19 protein-coding genes and 1 riboswitch are annotated in these 17263 nt (G+C 64.7%); of the genes, 8 read left to right on the top strand and 11 right to left on the bottom strand.

From position 1 onward, the window contains the following. Positions 1-143 precede the first annotated feature (143 nt). Positions 144-1031: a manganese catalase family protein gene (locus GQA94_RS06980; protein ID WP_158187347.1), complete on the bottom strand. Its 888-nt coding sequence runs from the start codon at positions 1029-1031 to the stop codon at positions 144-146. Positions 1032-1317: 286 nt separating this feature from the next. On the opposite strand from GQA94_RS06980, the gene GQA94_RS06975 reads away from it, so the two are divergent. Beyond that, positions 1318-1839 carry an ATP-dependent zinc protease gene (locus GQA94_RS06975; RefSeq protein WP_158187346.1) on the top strand — a complete coding sequence of 174 codons (522 nt, stop codon included), beginning with the start codon at positions 1318-1320 and terminating at the stop codon, positions 1837-1839. A gap of 232 nt (positions 1840-2071) precedes the next feature. Continuing rightward, positions 2072-3070 (top strand): SDR family oxidoreductase, encoded by a 999-nt coding sequence (locus GQA94_RS06970; protein ID WP_158187345.1) that lies wholly within the window; start codon positions 2072-2074, stop codon positions 3068-3070. Between the two features lie 18 nt (positions 3071-3088). On the opposite strand, the gene GQA94_RS06965 is transcribed toward GQA94_RS06970, so the two are convergent. After that, a complete protein-coding gene (locus GQA94_RS06965; RefSeq protein WP_158187344.1) occupies positions 3089-3706 on the bottom strand; it encodes a cation transporter in 618 nt (205 codons plus the stop codon). Positions 3707-3803: 97 nt separating this feature from the next. On the opposite strand from GQA94_RS06965, the gene GQA94_RS06960 reads away from it, so the two are divergent. The 6 genes from GQA94_RS06960 (at position 3804) to GQA94_RS06935 (ending at position 10806) form a co-directional block, all read left to right on the top strand. Beyond that, positions 3804-4232 (top strand): Cd(II)/Pb(II)-responsive transcriptional regulator, encoded by a 429-nt coding sequence (locus GQA94_RS06960; RefSeq protein WP_233270227.1) that lies wholly within the window; start codon positions 3804-3806, stop codon positions 4230-4232. 124 nt (positions 4233-4356) lie between these two features. Then, entirely contained in the window at positions 4357-5127 is a 771-nt protein-coding gene (locus GQA94_RS06955) for a sulfite exporter TauE/SafE family protein (protein ID WP_158187343.1), read from the top strand. Positions 5128-5220: 93 nt separating this feature from the next. Continuing rightward, entirely contained in the window at positions 5221-5463 is a 243-nt protein-coding gene (locus GQA94_RS06950; RefSeq protein WP_021206714.1) for an exodeoxyribonuclease VII small subunit, read from the top strand. After that, positions 5460-6347 (top strand): polyprenyl synthetase family protein, encoded by an 888-nt coding sequence (locus GQA94_RS06945; RefSeq protein WP_158187342.1) that lies wholly within the window; start codon positions 5460-5462, stop codon positions 6345-6347. The genes GQA94_RS06950 and GQA94_RS06945 overlap by 4 nt, the downstream gene beginning before the upstream one ends. Positions 6348-6469: 122 nt before the next feature. Next, positions 6470-8374, top strand: a complete 1905-nt coding sequence (gene dxs / locus GQA94_RS06940; protein ID WP_158187341.1) for a 1-deoxy-D-xylulose-5-phosphate synthase — start codon at positions 6470-6472, stop codon at positions 8372-8374. A 259-nt stretch (positions 8375-8633) separates the two neighbouring features. Continuing rightward, positions 8634-8848, top strand: a riboswitch (cobalamin riboswitch). Between the two features lie 92 nt (positions 8849-8940). Next, positions 8941-10806, top strand: a complete 1866-nt coding sequence (locus GQA94_RS06935) for a TonB-dependent receptor domain-containing protein (RefSeq protein ID WP_158187340.1) — start codon at positions 8941-8943, stop codon at positions 10804-10806. Between the two features lie 22 nt (positions 10807-10828). Here the strand turns inward: GQA94_RS06935 and GQA94_RS06930 are convergent, their stop codons facing one another. The 9 genes from GQA94_RS06930 to ribBA form a co-directional block, all read right to left on the bottom strand. Continuing rightward, a complete protein-coding gene (locus GQA94_RS06930; protein ID WP_158187339.1) occupies positions 10829-11629 on the bottom strand; it encodes a cobalamin-binding protein in 801 nt (266 codons plus the stop codon). Between the two features lie 8 nt (positions 11630-11637). Beyond that, complete coding sequence (locus GQA94_RS06925; RefSeq protein WP_158187338.1) at positions 11638-12045, bottom strand: hypothetical protein; 408 nt, start codon at positions 12043-12045, stop codon at positions 11638-11640. After that, positions 12042-12659 carry a GTP cyclohydrolase II gene (ribA, locus tag GQA94_RS06920; protein ID WP_158187337.1) on the bottom strand — a complete coding sequence of 206 codons (618 nt, stop codon included), beginning with the start codon at positions 12657-12659 and terminating at the stop codon, positions 12042-12044. Before ribA ends, GQA94_RS06925 begins: the two co-directional genes overlap by 4 nt. Before the next feature lie 176 nt (positions 12660-12835). Next, positions 12836-13483, bottom strand: a complete 648-nt coding sequence (locus tag GQA94_RS06915; RefSeq protein ID WP_158187336.1) for a retropepsin-like aspartic protease family protein — start codon at positions 13481-13483, stop codon at positions 12836-12838. 85 nt (positions 13484-13568) lie between these two features. Continuing rightward, positions 13569-14069 (bottom strand): phosphatidylglycerophosphatase A family protein, encoded by a 501-nt coding sequence (locus GQA94_RS06910; RefSeq protein WP_158187335.1) that lies wholly within the window; start codon positions 14067-14069, stop codon positions 13569-13571. A 39-nt stretch (positions 14070-14108) separates the two neighbouring features. Continuing rightward, positions 14109-15071, bottom strand: coding sequence for a thiamine-phosphate kinase (gene thiL / locus GQA94_RS06905; protein ID WP_158190051.1), 963 nt, complete (start codon positions 15069-15071; stop codon positions 14109-14111). Positions 15072-15082: 11 nt separating this feature from the next. Next, positions 15083-15568, bottom strand: a complete 486-nt coding sequence (gene nusB / locus GQA94_RS06900) for a transcription antitermination factor NusB (protein WP_158187334.1) — start codon at positions 15566-15568, stop codon at positions 15083-15085. Next, positions 15565-16041, bottom strand: coding sequence for a 6,7-dimethyl-8-ribityllumazine synthase (gene ribE, locus GQA94_RS06895; RefSeq protein WP_158187333.1), 477 nt, complete (start codon positions 16039-16041; stop codon positions 15565-15567). The genes nusB and ribE overlap by 4 nt, the downstream gene beginning before the upstream one ends. A 125-nt stretch (positions 16042-16166) precedes the next feature. Beyond that, complete coding sequence (gene ribBA, locus GQA94_RS06890) at positions 16167-17246, bottom strand: bifunctional 3,4-dihydroxy-2-butanone-4-phosphate synthase/GTP cyclohydrolase II (protein ID WP_158187332.1); 1080 nt, start codon at positions 17244-17246, stop codon at positions 16167-16169. Positions 17247-17263 lie beyond the last annotated feature (17 nt).

Raw genomic sequence — 17263 nt, 5'->3', positions numbered from 1 at the left:
GGACGACACACAAAATTAAATCACTTTAAAATCAATAACATATTCAAAAAGAAAACCGGCCACAAGTCGGCTTTTTTATTGTCCAAGTTTCGAGAAACAGGGCGCCAGCGCCCTCCGTCAGGCGCTGGCGCTCCGCTCGCGCCTTAGCCCTTGCCTTTGCGCACCGCTTCGCCGGAGCCGAGATCGGCGCCGGTCATGGGATCGATGGAGACATCGGACTGGGTCCGTACCGCCATCTGCTGCACCACCTTCTGCTGATCCTTGCTCAACTCGACCGAAGGCATGCCATCCCCCCCATCCACCGCCGGTTGCGGGGCTTCGACGAACTCCCACTCCGGTCCCTGATTCCAGGGGCCGCGTAGATCGCCTTCACCTTGCGACAGGTTGTAGTAGACGTTGGCAAATTGCGGTTCACCCGGCAGCTTGCCTTGAGGGAAGTTGGGTTGAATCGCGTGCAATGCCTTCTCGAACGATTTCTGGTGTGCGATCTCGCGGGTCATGAGGAACTTCAGCGCATCCTTGATCCCCGGGTCGTCCGTCAGGTTGATCAGGCGTTCGTAGACGATCTTGGCCCGCGCCTCGGCAGCGATGTTGGAACGCAGGTCCGCGGTCGGCTCGCCGATGGTGTCGATGTAGGCCGCCGTCCAGGGAATACCGCCGGAGTTGGTCAGTGGCGGGCCACCCCCGTACAGCAACGAGGTGATGTGCGAATCATTACCGCCGCCGGTCAGCGAACGATACAGATCAGCTTCCTTCTCGACGCCTTCCGCGAGGTCCCCTTTGGCGCCCTTGTTGAGCATGCCGACGATGGAGCCAATCACCTCGAGGTGGCTGAGCTCTTCGGTCGCGATGTCCATCAGCATGTCCTTGCGGCCTGGGTCATCCTCGGACACGCCCTGGGTGAAATAACGCATGGCGGCGGCAAGCTCGCCTTGCGGGCCGCCGAACTGCTCGAGCATCAGGTTGGCCAGTCCGGGATTCGGACCGGCCACACGCACGGTGTATTGAAGCCGTTTATTGTGGACGAACATGGTTCACCTCTCGATTTTGGACTTCCCTAGTGACTGCCTCCTTCGATCAGTTGAACGGGCTGCCGCGACTCGGTTGCTGAACTGCATCGCGGCGGCCCTATTGGTTGAGTGCAAGGCGCGCCAGCCGTCCGATTGTTTTTTTCAATGACCACGATTGAGCAAGTCAATGAAGTGACTGTACCGAGGCGATGTCAGCGTCCGCCACGGCGGTGGCCGCGTTGAGCTGAACCGATCCCGGGCCAAGCGACTCTATCGTTGCCCGGCGCTATCCGACTCGAGGTGACCCATGCTCCGCTCCACAAAAAACGTCCTGCTCAACATCATCGGGGCCGCAGTGCTGCTACCCGGCGCGGCGACCGTGGCCCTGGCCGATTCGCCCCAGGTGCTCGGCTGGGTCGAACAAGGCCTGATTCTCCCGGAGCGGGTCGCGGTCAAGTTCAAGCTCGACACCGGCGCGCTGACCTCATCCATGCATGCCGAAAATATCGACCGCTTCGAAAAGGACGGCGATGACTGGGTGCGCTTCACCCTCGAGCTGGAAGACATCGAGACCGAGGAAAAAATCGAAAAGCGTCTGGAGCGAGAGGTCGTTCGGGACATCAAGGTCAGGGGCGCCGGTGGCGCAGAGGAGCGCCCCGTGGTGCTGATGAAAGTCTGCCTGGGCAACCGGGTCTATGAGGAACAGTTCTCGCTGAACGATCGCGACAAGATGAATTATCCGGTACTTGTCGGCAGGCGCACGCTGGAAAACGTCGGACTGGTGGACTCGTCCAAGACCTTCACCGTCGAACCGGATTGCCCCGAATAGGCGCAACCGGGCGCGCCGCAGACTGCACCCGCCCACGAGCGCCCCATCCGTGCAACTCACTCAGCCCCATCCGGTCAATTCTTAAGCGATGCGGACGCGCGAACGTACGGCCTGATCCGTCTTCGGCACCGAGCAACGGGGGCTGCAGGCAGCCACGGCGCGCTGGCCGTTCGCCTCGCAGCGCTGGAAGCCGTCATCGCCTCAACGCCTCAACCCAGTCAAGGAGTCCGACATGACCGACCGCGAACAGACTGTCGTGATCTGCGGCGGGACCGCAGGCGTGGGACGCGCAACGGCGCATGCCTTCGCCCAGGCGGGCTACCGTGTCGCCGTGATCGCACGTGGCGAGCAAGGCCTGGCCGACACCCGCAGCGAATTGCAAGCCCTTGGCGCGACCGTTCTGGCGATCGCGGCGGATGTCGCTGACGCGCAGGCGATCGATGAGGCGGCGGACCGGATCGAGGCGGAACTGGGCCCCATCGAGATTTGGGTGAACGCGGCGATGGCCACGGTGTTCGGCCCGGCGAACACGATCAGCGCGGCGGAATTCAAGCGCGTGACGGAGGTGACCTACCTGGGTTTCGTTCACGGTACGCTGGCGGCCCTGCGTCACATGCAGGCGCGCAACCGTGGCACCATCGTCCAGGTGGGTTCGGCACTGGCCTATCGGGCCATTCCGCTGCAATCGGCCTATTGCGCGGCCAAGTTCGCCATCAGGGGGTTTACCGACTCGCTGCGCTGCGAACTGATCCATGCCAACAGCCGCGTGCGGCTGACCATGGTCCAGTTGCCCGCGCACAACACGCCGCAGTTCGACTGGTCACGCAACAAGATGCAGTACCGCCCACAACCCGTCCCGCCGATCCATACGCCCGCGGTGGCCGCACGCGCCATTGTCCGCGCCGCGACCGATGCGCCACGGGAACTATGGCTCGGGCGCGCCTCGTTCCAGGCCATTATCGGCAATATGTTCATGCCCGGCCTGCTCGATCGGATGATGGCCAAGCAGGCATGGAGCGGGCAGTTGACGGATGAGCCGGTCAGTAATGGGCAGCCGGACAACCTGTTCCAGCCGGTTGAAGGATTGCACCGGATCGAAGGTCGTTTCGGCGATCGGACGCAGAACAAGGCGCTGGGGCTGAGCGCCGCGACGGTGGGCAAACTGGCCGCTGCGGGACTGGCGCTGGCGGCCGTTCTGGTCATCGTGCTGGTAGCGACCATAGCTGGTTGACCGTCGGCCGCGGTACCGCTAGCCCGGCGCGCGTATCTCCCGCCGCGCCTGACGCACCACCGAATAGCCGGCAGACAGTGCCAGGCCCGCCATGATCAGCGCCACGAGGAAGTCCGGCCAGCCGGAGCCCGTACCGAACACCCCCGCCGCGGCGACCATCACCGCGAGATTGCCCAGTGCATCGTTGCGGCTGCACAACCAGACCGAACGCATGTTCGAATCGCCTTCGCGATACGCATAGAGCATCAACGCGACGGTGACATTGGCCAGCAGCGCCAGCGCACCGATGGCGCCCATGGTCAGCGCTTCCGGCACGACGCCGGCATGGATGGACCATCCCGCACGCGCCAGGACGAAAACGCCGAACGCAAGCATCGACACGCCTTTTACCATGGCCGCCCGCGAACGCCAGACGAGCCCCATGGAGAGCACGGTCAGCGTGATGCCGTAGTTCGCGGCATCGCCGGCAAAATCGATGGCATCGGCCAGTAGCGAGACCGAGCCTGCTTTCAGTCCGCTGATGATCTCCACGACGAACATCGCCAGATTGATGGTCAGCGCAAGCCATAATGCCTTGCGAAAGCCTGGGCTGACCGCTGGCGTGGAACAGGCCGAACTACAGCATCTCGACGACATGGCGCGTCTCCTGAACTATATTCGGACCCATTGCACACCCTGGAGCGACTCCAGGGTCAAGCCCCCCGGGCATACGAGAACGCGAGACGAAGGAGCCATGATGCGTATTGGCGCGCTGAGCAAATCGGCAGGCGTGGACGTCGAGACCATTCGCTATTACGAACGGATCGGGCTGATGCCCGCTCCGGTACGTGGTGCCAACGGCTACCGCGCCTATTCGCCCGAGCAACTGGCGCATCTGGTGTTCATCCGTCACTGTCGCGCATTGGACATCGGCCTGGCCGATATCCGCCGGCTACTGGATTTTTCCAACCAGCCGGATGCCCGCTGCGGCGATATCAACCAGCTGATCGACCAACAGCTCCAGCGCGTACGCACGCGGTTGGAAAGCCTGCACGCCCTGGAGCGCCAGTTGAAGGCACTGCGCGGTTGCTGCGCCGGGGACCTGCCGATACAGGGTTGCGGCATTCTCAACGAGCTCAACAGCCCACAACTGGACACGCCCCGGGCGGCTTCCGATCGCTAGCGACCCTCGCAACGGACCACGACCAAGCCGCGCCAGGATCGCCCGCCGCCCGTATCGAACCGTCGCGCTTGGCGACGCGCAGCGGCAGCGATAATCTGCGTCCTTTTGTCACGAGCCCCGCCCCATGCCCTTGTTCGACATATTGCTGCTCATTGCTGCCGGTTTTGCCGCCGGCGGCATGAACGCCCTGGCCGGTGGCGGCACCTTCTTTTCCTTCCCGGCGTTGCTGGCCACCGGCCTGCCGCCAGTGACAGCCAATGCGACCAATGCCGTGGCGCTGTGGCCCGCCAGCCTTGCCGGGGCGTGGGCAGCGCGCTCGGCGCTGCGTCCACTGGGCCGCTACCTGCTGCCATTACTGCTGGCAGGACTGGTCGGCGGCCTGCTCGGTGGGCTCCTGCTGCTCGCCAGTGGCGACGATCTGTTCAGCCTGCTGATTCCCTGGCTGTTGCTCGTCGCCACCACGCTGTTCGCCGCCAGTCCGTGGCTGAGCCGCTGGTTGGCGGCGCGGCGCAACGCGGAAAGCGCCGTGCCGCCGCATGCCCCTGCGTCGCTGGCGGCGCATGGTCTGGTGTCGATCTACGGCGGCTATTTCGGGGCGGGCATGGGCATCCTGCAACTGGCGGCGTTTTCCATCGAAGGCCACCCGCTGGTCCGTGCCAACGCGCTGAAAAACCTCATTTCCGCGGTCATCTACAGCGTCGCCACGGTTACCTTCATCGTTGCCGGCCGGGTGAGCGGGTACGAACTGGCTATCCTTCTGGTCGGCACCACGCTCGGTGGCTATGCCGGCGGCGCGCTCAGCAAGAAGCTGCCCGCTGCCTGGCTGCGCGCCTTTGTCATTGCCGTTGGCAGCGCCATGACGCTCTACTACATGCAAGCCATATACGGTCCTTGAGCGGCACGTAGCCCAGTTGGCTTATGGCTTATGCCGCCCAGCTCTGCTAGTGTCGCGCCCGTTTCAGAGCAGCCGCAGAGAACAGGTTCCGCCATGGCCCGCAAGAAAGTCGCCCTCGATTTCGAACAATCGCTCGCCGAGCTGCAACAGCTGGTCGAACGCCTGGAAAGCGGCGAGCTGTCGCTGGAGGATTCGCTGACCTGCTTCGAGCAGGGCATCGGCCTGACCCGCGACTGCCAGGCCGCGCTCAGCCAGGCCGAGCAGAAGGTACAGATTCTGCTCGAGCGTGACGGCAAATTGCAGGAAGCCCCCTTCGAGGTGGACCCGGACGCATGATCGGCGAGTATCAGCAACGCTGCCAGAAGCGCGTCGACAGCTGTCTCGAAACGCTGTTCGCCCCACCTCGTCCGGAGCTGGAACGCCTCTACCGGGCCATGCGTTACAGCGTCATGAATGGCGGCAAGCGCGTGCGTCCGCTGCTCGTCTATGCGGCCTGCGAGGCCCTCGAAGGCGACAGCGCGCAGGCCAATGGCGCTGCCTGCGCCGTCGAGCTGATCCACGCCTATTCACTGGTGCATGACGATTTGCCGGCCATGGACGACGACGACCTGCGCCGCGGCCAGCCGACCACCCACAAGGCTTTCGACGAAGCCTGCGCGATCCTCGCTGGCGATGGCCTGCAAAGCCTGGCGTTCGAAGCGCTCGCGGCCGAACGGCACAATCCGTCCGACCCGGCGCTGCGCCTGGAAATGTTCGCAAGCCTTGCGCGCGCGGCCGGCCCTGCCGGGATGGTCGGCGGACAGGCCATCGACCTGGGCTCGGTCGGCGTGAAGCTCGACCGCGGCGCACTGGAATTGATGCACCGCCACAAGACCGGCGCCCTGATCGAGGCCAGTGTGCGTCTCGGCGCCCTCGCCAGCGGCCGCGCCGAGGCCGATACGCTTGCCGCGATGCAACGCTATGCACAGGCCATCGGGCTGGCTTTTCAGGTGCAGGACGACATCCTCGACGTGGAAAGCGACACCGCCACGCTCGGCAAGCATCAAGGCGCCGATATCGCCCGCGACAAGCCTACCTACCCGGCGTTGCTGGGCATGGAGGCGGCCAAGGCCTATGCGCTCGAGCTTCGCGATAGCGCCCTGCTGGCCATCGCACCGTTTGGTCGCGCGGCCGAGCCCCTGCGCGAACTGGCTCGTTTCATCGTCGAGCGCCGCAGCTGACGCCGGGACCTCGAGCCACACGGCGGACCTGATCGGCGATGACCGTTGATGCTTGAGCCGTTCTTCTTGCTGTAACCATCGGGTAAACTGCGGCTCTTTTTTCAGCCAAAACGATTCGCCCGATGCCCAAGACGTTCCATGAGATTCCTCGGGTTCGCCCAGCGACGCCCGTTCTTGACCGCGCGGCCACTCCCGAGCAGCTGCGCCGCCTGGGCGAAGCGGAACTTGAAGAACTCGCCAACGAACTGCGGCAGGACCTGCTGTACAACGTCGGCCGGACCGGCGGGCACTTCGGCGCCGGGCTCGGCGTGATCGAGCTGACCATCGCGCTGCACTACGTCTACGACACGCCGGCTGATCGTCTGGTGTGGGACGTTGGCCACCAGGCCTATCCGCACAAGATCCTCACCGGACGTCGCGAGCGCATGGCCAGCCTGCGTCAGAAAGACGGGCTCGCCGCTTTTCCGCGGCGCAGCGAAAGCGAATACGACACCTTCGGCGTGGGTCATTCGAGCACCTCGATCAGCGCCGCCCTGGGCATGGCGATCGCCGCGCGACTGCAGGGCAAGAAGCGCAAGTCCATCGCCGTGATCGGCGACGGTGCACTCACCGCCGGCATGGCATTCGAGGCGTTGAACCATGCGCCCGAGGTCGGCGCCGACATGCTGGTCGTGCTCAACGACAATGACATGTCGATCTCGCGCAACGTCGGCGGACTGTCCAACTATCTCGCCAAGATTCTCTCCAGCCGCACCTATTCGAGCATGCGCGAAGGCAGCAAGAAGGTCCTGTCGCGCCTGCCCGGCGCCTGGGAAATCGCGCGCCGCACCGAGGAGTACGCAAAGGGGATGCTGGTCCCCGGAACGCTGTTCGAAGAACTCGGCTGGAACTACATCGGGCCCATCGACGGCCATGACCTGCCGACGCTGATTGCCACGTTGCGCAACATGCGTGACCTCTCCGGCCCGCAGTTCCTGCACGTGGTGACCAAGAAAGGCAAAGGCTTTGCTCCGGCGGAAATCGATCCGATCACCTGGCACGCGATCAGCAAGCTCGAGCCCGTCGGCGCGCCGGTCAGCCAAAAGAAGCCCAGCGGCCCTAAGTATTCCAACGTGTTCGGCCAATGGCTGTGCGACATGGCAGCCGCCGACCCACGCTTGACCGGGATCACGCCGGCAATGAAAGAAGGATCCGATCTCGTCGAGTTCAGCGAGCGCTACCCCGAGCGTTACTTCGACGTCGCGATCGCCGAACAACATGCCGTCACCCTCGCCGCCGGAATGGCTTGCGAAGGGGCCAAGCCGGTGGTGGCGATCTACTCGACCTTCCTGCAACGGGCCTACGATCAGTTGATCCATGATGTCGCGGTGCAGAATCTCGACGTGCTGTTCGCCATCGACCGCGCCGGCCTCGTGGGCGAAGACGGCCCGACCCATGCGGGCAGCTTCGACCTGGCCTACCTGCGCTGCATTCCCGGCATGCTGGTGATGACGCCGAGCGACGAGAACGAGATGCGCCGCATGCTGACCACCGGCTATCACTTCGAAGGCCCGGCAGCCGTCCGTTACCCGCGCGGCACGGGGCCGAACGCAAGGATCGAGCCCGGTCTCGAACCGCTGGAAATCGGCAAGGCCGTCGTGCGCCGCCAGGGCGGCCAGGGCAGTGGCAGCCGGGTCGCCCTGCTGGTCTTCGGCGTGCAACTGGCCGAAGCACTGCAGGTCGGGGATACCCTCGACGCCACCGTCGTCGACATGCGCTTCGTCAAGCCGATGGACGAAGCGCTCGTGCGGGAAATGGCCGACAGCCATGAGCTGCTGGTGACCGTCGAGGAAAACAGCATCATGGGCGGAGCCGGCAGTGCCGTCGGCGAGTTCCTCGCCGCCGAGAACCTGCACACGCCGATCCTTCACCTGGGCCTGCCGGACTATTACGTCGAGCATGCCAAACCCAGCGAGATGCTCAGCGAATGCGGCCTCGATGCTACGGGTATCGAGGCCGCGATTCGCGCGCGACTGGCCCGCCTCTGACGGCACCGGTCGATGCCGCCCGGAGGCAGCGCCTCAACCTTCCCGTGCACGCGTCGAACGACCTGAAGCGCGTGTGATCGGCCCGGCTCCCGGGCCGCCTTTCGAACAGCGAAGCCAGCAACGGGCGTCGCCACGCCCGGTCCATCGCGGACTCGACGCGCTGCGCCATGGCCGGACCGCCGCTCTATACAGCGCGTCGCTTTGTCCTGGTGCTAGCGCTTTGCTTGTATTTCTTCGGAACAGCCCTTAAGGTTCCCGCGATTTTCTGATCCGCCCAGGTGTGCATGACCGCAAGGTCCGCATTAAACGGGAAGCCGGTGCGCTCGCAAGAGCAAGGCCGGCGCTGCCCCCGCAACGGTAATCGACCGTGATCCGCAGGATCACCGCCCGCTCAACCGCCACTGTGCCCAGCATGGGAAGGCGAGCCGGGTGCGTGTCGAAAGCCCGGAGACCGGCCTGGCGGATTCGACTGGTGTTGCGGAGGGCAGCACCGTCAAGCGTCGCGCCCGGCTGCACGCTTGTTCCTGCCCTCCTCAAAAGCGCTGAACTTTTGAGGATCGATTTTGATGAAACTGTCCCGTCTTGCCTTGGCCGTGGCGCTGCTGCCCGGCGCACAAGCCTTTGCCACCGATGCCCGGCATGAGCTGCCGAACATGCTCATTACCTCGGCGCGTCAGGCCGAGTCCCGTGCGCAGGCTACCGCCGCCAACACCGTATTCACCCGTGCCGATATCGAGCGTCTGCAGGCGCGCAGCGTGCCCGAACTGCTCCGCCGCGTGCCCGGCGTGCTCGTCGGCAGCGCCGGCGGGTTGCCCTCCCTGTCGCTGCGCGGCACCGGCACGGCACAAACCCTGGTCCTGCTGGACGGCCAGCGCATCTCTTCGGCCACCAGCGGCTTTGCCCGCCTCGATTACCTGGCCATCGATAACGTCGAGCGCATCGAGGTCATCCGCGGCCCGCGCTCCTCACTCTACGGTGCCGATGCGATCGGCGGCGTCATCCAGATATTCACGCGCGGCGGCGAACCGGGCCTGGCGCCACAAATACGCCTGGCGGCCGGCAGCGACAGGACCTTCCAGCGCAGCCTGAGCCTGTCAGCCGGTACGCGACAGACTCGGATGCACCTCGGCGCCAGCCTCGATGAGCGCGACGGCTTCGACATCACTCGGGACAACCGAGGCGCCGACCGCGACGACGACGGTCAGCGCACCAAGGCCCTGCACCTGAAACTCGACCATCAATTCGATGCCGACTGGCAAGCCGGCCTGAGCCTCAACGACCAGCGCGGCAAGAACGAATACGACGACGCCTACGAGTTCGCCCCCGGCACGCCCGAGGACAGGTTTCGCGTCAGCAGCTACAGTGGCTACCTCGACGGACAACTGAGCGAGCGATGGAGCAGCCGCGTGGAGTTGGGCCGCAGCTTCGACCGCAACCGCGCGGTGGGCTCGGCCTACAACGACAGTCTGCTGGAAACCACGCGCCATTCGGCCTCCTGGATCAACCGCGTCTCGCTCACCGAACACCATCAGTTGGCGCTCGGGAGTGACTGGTATGAAGATCGCCTGGATGCGTCGACGCCGTATCAGGAAGACAGCCGAGACAACCTCGCCTTCTTCGCCCAGCACAGCTATCAGGGCGACACGTTCGGCACGGAGATTGGCCTGCGCCATGACGACAACCAGCAGTTCGGCACGCACAACAGCTGGAATGCGGCCTTCAGTCTGCCCGTGGGCGCCTCGCAGCGCTGGATACTGAGTTACGGCGAAGGATTTCGCGCGCCGACGTTCACCGATCTCTATGCGCCGCCAGCCTGGGGACCCAATCCCGATCTGGAGCCGGAAACTTCGAAGACGTATGAACTGCAATGGCGCGCTGATTTCGACGGAACGCAACTCGAAGCCTCGATTTACCGCACAGACGCCGAAAAGATGATTGCCTGGGGTGGAAGGCAGATGGAGAACGTCGACCATGCCCGGATCAACGGTTTCGAGGCCAGCGTGGCCCGCGAACTGCTGGGCTGGCAGGCCAATCTGGGGGTTAGCATCATCGACCCGCGCGACCGCGACAGCGGCCGGGTACTGCAACGCCGCGCCAAGCGTACGCTGAGCCTGGACATGGACCGCCAGTTCGGTGCGTTTGGTGTCGGCGCGACCTGGCAGGCGTTCAGCCAGCGCTTCGATGATGGCGGCACCAATGCGAGCTTCCAGTCCGAGCGCAGCACCGTGCCGGGCTACGCGGTGCTGGACCTGCGCACCAGTTGGCAGGCCACCACCGAACTGCGCTGGGAAGCCAAGCTTGAGAATGTGCTGGACAAGGACTATCACCAGGCGCTGTATCAGCGCACCTTCGGTGACATGGACAGCGTCTACGGTTACCGCGAGCAGGGCCGCACCGGCCTGCTCGCGGTCATCTGGACGCCTGCGCTCTAGCACCCGGCATGGCCGCGCTCGGTCAGGGCGCGGCCTGGGCGATCACGGCGCAGAGCTTGCCGATCGCCTCGAGCATCTGGAAACTCGGCCGTTCCAGCCCCTTGTCCGGCACTTCCAGCAACCGCCCCTCGCGGACTGCGGCGAGCTGCGGCCAGGCCATCCATTCTGAAAGCTGAGCGCCGCTACCGGCGAGGATCACGTCCGGGTTACGCGACAGTACGGATTCGACGCTGACCTGCGGGGCCGGCAGTCGGAGATCGGCAAACACGTTGCGGCCGCCGCACACCTCGATGGCGTCGCTGATGATCTGTTGACCGCCAAGGGTGTACAGCGGGCGGTTCCATATCTGGTAGAACACCGCCAACGGGCGCTCCCGGTGATAACGCTGGCGTAGCTGGTCCAGCCCCTGGCTGAATTGTCGCTGCAGCCTGCGACCCTGCCGGGCGCGCCCGACACGCTCGCCAATCACGGCGAACTGCTCGGACAATTGGGCCAGCGAGGACGGTCGAGCAATGAGCACCGGTATGCCGAACTGCGTCAGTTGATCTCGTTGCGCCTGGCTGATGCTGTCAGGCCAGAGCAATACCAGCGTCGGCCGAAGCGCCAGAAGGCTCTCCATTTCCAACTGGCCCAGGCGCCCCACCGAAGGCAGATCGGCCAGCGCATCAGGCCGCTCACCGCCGTCGAGCACCCCCACCAGCAGATCGCCGGCGTCGAGTTCCAGCATGATTTCGCTGAGCGACGGCGCCAGGCTGACCACCCGCTCCGTGGCCGCCAGCAACGGCGAGATCGACACCGCGACGGCCACCAGCAGCGCGCGCACGGTCCGCATCATTGCAACTGACGCGGAATGCGATAGAGCACCAGCAGGACCAGGCTGGCGCAGACCAGCAACAGCTGCGCGACGGGCTCCAGGCCGAGCGGCGTCCCGATCGCCGCGAGCCATGCCGGTAGCGCGGCGGTTCGCAAAGCACGCAAGCGGACGGCGCGCAACGCCGCCCAGGCGGACGCTTCGGCAGCGCTTCCCAGCTCTTTTTCAGTGGCGATCAGGGCGTGTTTGAAGGCGGTGAAACGAGGCAGCGTGAGAAACAGCGTGGCGAGACCGGCAAAAAACATCGGCACCGCGAGCTGATCGCCCCATTGGGGAAGCAGGCGGGTGACGAGCACCGGAACGACGATGAGCAAGAGATAGCGCCAGCCATCGAACCCCAACTGGCGGCGGATAGCCGTGCGGTTCACGACTGCTCGGCTTCGCCCTGGTGAATTTCGCCGAGCATATGGCCGAGCTTGCCGGCCTTGGTGGCGAGATACTTGCGATTATGCGGGTTGTGCGCGATCTGTAGCGGCATGCGCTCGGCGATACGGATGCCGAATCCCTGCAGGGCTTTGACCTTGCGCGGGTTGTTGGTCATCAGCTTGATCTCGGCGATGCCCAGGTGTTCGAGCATCGGCAGGCAGATCGCGTAGTCGCGCATGTCGGGGGCGAAACCGAGGCGTTCATTGGCCTCGACCGTGTCGGCGCCGCCATCCTGCAATTCGTAGGCGCGAATCTTGTTCAGCAGGCCGATACCACGGCCTTCCTGGCGGAGATAGAGCAGCGCCCCGCGCCCCTCTTCGGCAATGGCTCTGAGCGCGGCTTCGAGCTGGAAGCCGCAATCGCAGCGCAAACTGAACAGGGCATCACCGGTCAGGCATTCGGAATGCAGACGACCCAGGACGGGCTGACCGTTGGCAACATCGCCCAGGGTCAGTACGACATGTTCCTTGCCAGTGTCCTGATCGAGAAAACCATGCATGGTGAACACGCCGAACGGCGTCGGCAATTTGGAAGCGGCGACGAACACGACAGACACCGGAGAAACTCCAGAAGGCAGAAAAGCGGACATTATAACAGCAACCGCAAGCTGGAAGCTGGAAGAGCTTTGGTAGCCGCCGTGTCGCCAGTCACGCCCTGACCGGTCGTAACGCTCTACGGTTCATCTACAGCTGGCAAACCCGGACGACGGCTGACAGAAACCTCTGGCAGCGCTCATATCTTCGACTCGAGCCTCAGGACGCCCTGATCCTCGCGCCAACTGACCCGTCCGAGAAAGCTCATGCCGAGCAAAACCTCAGTCGGCGCTGCGCCCTCTATCACCACCGCCTCGACACCCAGCACGTCGATAGCACCGACCTTGACGCTATTGAGGTGCACCCGCCAGGCCTTGGCCGTGCCGCTGGCAGTGCTGACCACCATCTGCCTGCCATCGACGCGGTAATCGATGCCCAGACGTCGCGCCTGGATTTCGTTGATCGCAACCGAAGTGGCTCCCGTATCGACCAGAAACTGCACCGATTGCCCGTTGATCGAACCGGCTACCCAGTAATGCCCGCCACGCCCCTGCGCGATACTCAGCTGGCGTCGGTCGGGCTCGGCGAAGCCGCTACTGAGTTCACGACTGAGGGCATAGCTGCGCTCGACGCCGTCGACCCGGAGCACCGCGCCCTGCGCATCGGCGCTGACCACCTCGACGCCGCCCGGCCCCAACTGGCCAACCCGCACCAGTTTGCGTTGGCCATCGACGTTCACCACGGCAGCACCGGGAAACAGGCCGACCACCTGTACGTGCGGCGCCGCCACCGCCAGCAGGCAGAGGCTCGACGACAAGGCGGCGAGCAGCAGGGCTATGGGACGCATCGGTGACGGCTCCTTGAATCGCGACGAAGCGTGATTGTTCCATGACCGGCCCGCCCGGACAGCGACCCGCCGCACAGCCCGTGGCTCAACCCAGCCACAGGACCGCGAGGTGCATCAGGCCGCACGCCGCGAAACCGGCGAGAATATCGTCGAGCATGATTCCCAACCCACCGTGTACATGCCGGTCCACCCAACTGATCGGCCAGGGTTTGAGGATATCCAGCAGGCGAAACACGACGAAGCCGAGCAGCAGCCAATACCAGCCAGCAGGCACCAGCCAGAAGGTGATCCAGATCCCGGCGAATTCGTCCCAGACGATGCCTTCATGATCGTGGACGCCCAGGTCCCGGGCGACCTTGCCGCACAGCCAGATGCCGAACAGCATGCTGAGCATGATCACCAGCCCGTAGCCCCAGTCGGGCAGAATCTGCCACAACGGGACGAATGCCAGCGCCACCAGCGAGCCCCAGGTCCCGGGCGCCTTCGGCAATGTTCCGGAGCCCAGGCCGAACGCCAGGTTGTGCCAGGGATTGCTCCATACCGATAGCGGTATCGGGTCGGCGGTGGGCTGCAGGGAATCGGTCAAACGGTGGTCCTCTGTGTCCGGGCGGAGCGGTCGACCTGCTCAGCCACTGAAATGGTTGTACCCCTGGCTGGCAAGCGTGATCGCCTGGCCATCGGCATTGAGCAATTGCACACCCGCGCCGACCGCGACGTCCCCGATCACATGCAGCAACCAGCCTTCGGCCTGCAGCGCCTGCAACGCTTCGGTGGGCAGGGTAAACGCCAGCACATAGTCATCGCCGCCGGTCAGGCCATACTGCAACGCCTGATCACGACCGGCGAACCGCACCAGCGCATCCGACAACGGTAGCTTCTGCTGCTCGATACGCAGCAGCACGCCGGACGCAGTGGCCATGTGACCACAGTCGGCGAGCAGCCCATCGGAAATGTCCAGCGCCGCGCTCGCCTTGCCGCGCAAGGCCTGTCCCAGCGCCAGCTGCGGTTGTGGCAACCAGTAGCGTCGGAGCAGCGCCGCCGCCTCCGCGGTGCCCTGTTCGCGTTCGCCCAGGACGAGCGGCAGCGCACCGGCGGCGTCACCCAGCGCCCCGCCGACGCACAGCAGATCGCCTGGCTGCGCGCCGCTGCGCAACAGACCCTGGCCGGCCGGGAGCCGGCCAAATACCGTCAACGTCATGCTCAGCGGGCCGCGCGTGGTATCGCCGCCGATCAGGCGCATGGCGCAGCCCGCCGCCATCGCATCGAGGCCTCGGGCGAATTCGGCGAGCCAGCCGGGATCGGCCTCGGGCAATGTCAGTGCCAGGGTAAAACCGATCGGCGTAGCACCCATTCCCGCCAGGTCGCTGGTGGAAACCGCCAGGGCGCGCTGTCCGAGCAGGTAAGGGTCGCAGGGATCGGGGAAATGGATGCCGGCAGTCAGCGTGTCGCTGGAAACCGCCAACTGCTCGCCCGCCGGCAACGCCAGCAAGGCGCAATCGTCGCCGATGCCCAACACGACATCGCCGCCGACCCTGGCACAAGCGGCGGCGGCGAAGTACTGGCGGATCAGCTCGAACTCACCCATCAGGCTGTGCGAACTCAGCGCTTGTGAGCGCCGACCTCGGCACTGCGCAGGCTGGGGGCCAGCTTGTCCAGCACACCGTTGACGAACTTGTGCCCGTCCGTGGCACCGAACACCTTGGCCAGCTCGATGCCCTCGTTGATGACCACCCGATAAGGCACGTCGATGCGCTGCATCAATTCGTAGGTGGACAGGCGCAGGATCGCAAGCTCCACGGGGTCGAGTTCGTCCAGAGGCCGGTCGAGATGCGGCGTGATGGCGCCATCCACTTCGGTCTTGGCACGCGCGACGCCGGTCAGCAGTTCATGGAAATAATTGCCGTCAACGCCGGAGAAGTCGTTGTCGACGCGAAACTGCGCCTCGATCTCATTGAGGCTCTGGCCCGCCATATGCCATTGGTACAGCGCCTGCATCGCCAGGCTGCGTGCGACCCGGCGCGTGGCGATCTTACCCTTGGCCTTGGGCTGCGGAGCGTCCTGGCTGTCGTCGCGATTCAGGCTCACTTGGCCTCCAGCTGCGCCAGCAGACTCACCATTTCCAGAGCGGACAGCGCCGCTTCGGCACCCTTGTTGCCAGCCTTGGTGCCGGAGCGCTCGATGGCCTGTTCGATGGAATCGACCGTCAATACGCCGAAGGCGACCGGCACGCCGAATTCCATGGACACCTGGGACAAGCCCTTGGTGCACTCGCCGGCGACGTACTCGAAGTGCGGAGTGCCGCCCCGAATGACCGCGCCGAGCGCGATGATGGCGTCGTATTCGCCTTGCTGGGCGACCTTTTGCGCCACCAGCGGGATTTCGAAGGCACCCGGTGCACGGATGAGGGTGATGGCGTCTTCACGAATGCCGTGGCGCACCAGCGCGTCGACGGCGCCGCTCACCAGGCTTTCGACGACGAAGCTGTTGAAGCGTCCCACTACCAGGGCGTACTTGCCCTGCGGGGCGATGAAGGTACCTTCGATGGTCTTCAGTGTCATTGGGAACAATCTCATATAGCGTTAAAGAGCTTGTGGGCAAAAAAAGCAGCCCGGCGGAGCAGCGCGTCGCGCCCCGGACAGGCAAGGCGAGAACGCCACCTGGCAGGCGCGTCGCGCGGCAGCCCTTACTCAGCGGGCAGGTATTCTACAACTTCCAGATCGAAGCCGGATATCGCATTGAACTTCATGGGCGAACTCATCAGGCGCATCTTGCGCACGCCGAGGTCCCGGAGAATCTGCGAGCCGGCGCCTACCGTGCTGTAGGTCGCGGGCGTGGGCAACTGCTGACGGTTGAGCTGGGCCAGCAACTGCGGACCGGTCAGGGGATTGCCCAGCAACAGCACCACACCGCTACCGGCCTTGGCCACTTCGCTCATCGCGGCGCGCAGGCTCCAGCGGCCCGGCACGGTGACCAGCAGCAGGTCACGCAACGGCTCCATGTTATGCACGCGCACCAGGGTCGGATTCTCCGGGGAAATCTCGCCGCGTGTCAGCGCCATGTGCACGGTGTCTTCCACGCCGTCGCGATAGGTGACCAGCTTGAACTGTCCCAGCTCGGTTTCCAGCGGCTGTTCGGATACTCGCTCGACGGTGCGCTCGTGGATCATCCGGTAGTGAATCAGGTCGGCGATGGTGCCGATCTTCAAGCCGTGCTGCTCGGCAAACAGCTCAAGCTCCGGACGCCGCGCCATGGTGCCGTCGTCGTTCATGATTTCGCAGATCACCCCGGACGGTTCGAGACCGGCCATCCGCGCCAGATCGCAGGCCGCCTCGGTGTGGCCAGCGCGGGCCAGCACGCCGCCAGGTTGGGCCATCAAAGGGAAGATGTGACCGGGACTGACGATATCTTCCGCCTTGGCGTTTTTCGCCACGGCGGCCTGGACGGTGCGGGCACGGTCAGCCGCAGAAATGCCGGTCGTCACGCCCTCCGCCGCTTCGATCGACACCGTGAACTTGGTGCCGAATCCCGAACCGTTGCGCGGTGCCATCAGCGGCAGTTGCAAGGTCTCGCAGCGCTCGCGGGTCATTGGCATGCAGATCAGGCCGCGCGCGAAACGGGCCATGAAATTGATGTGCTCGGCGGTCACGCACTCGGACGCAACAATGATGTCGCCCTCGTTCTCGCGGTCCTCGTCATCCATGAGGATGACCATCTTGCCGGCGCGGATGTCTTCGATCAGTTCTTCAGCAGTATTCAGAGCCATGGGGCCAGTCCTTGTGT

Source organism: Stutzerimonas stutzeri (genome assembly GCF_009789555.1).
Lineage (GTDB): Bacteria > Pseudomonadota > Gammaproteobacteria > Pseudomonadales > Pseudomonadaceae > Stutzerimonas > Stutzerimonas stutzeri_R.
Note: the sequence above shows the minus strand (reverse complement) of the source record. Positions and strands in the feature narration are given on the sequence as shown.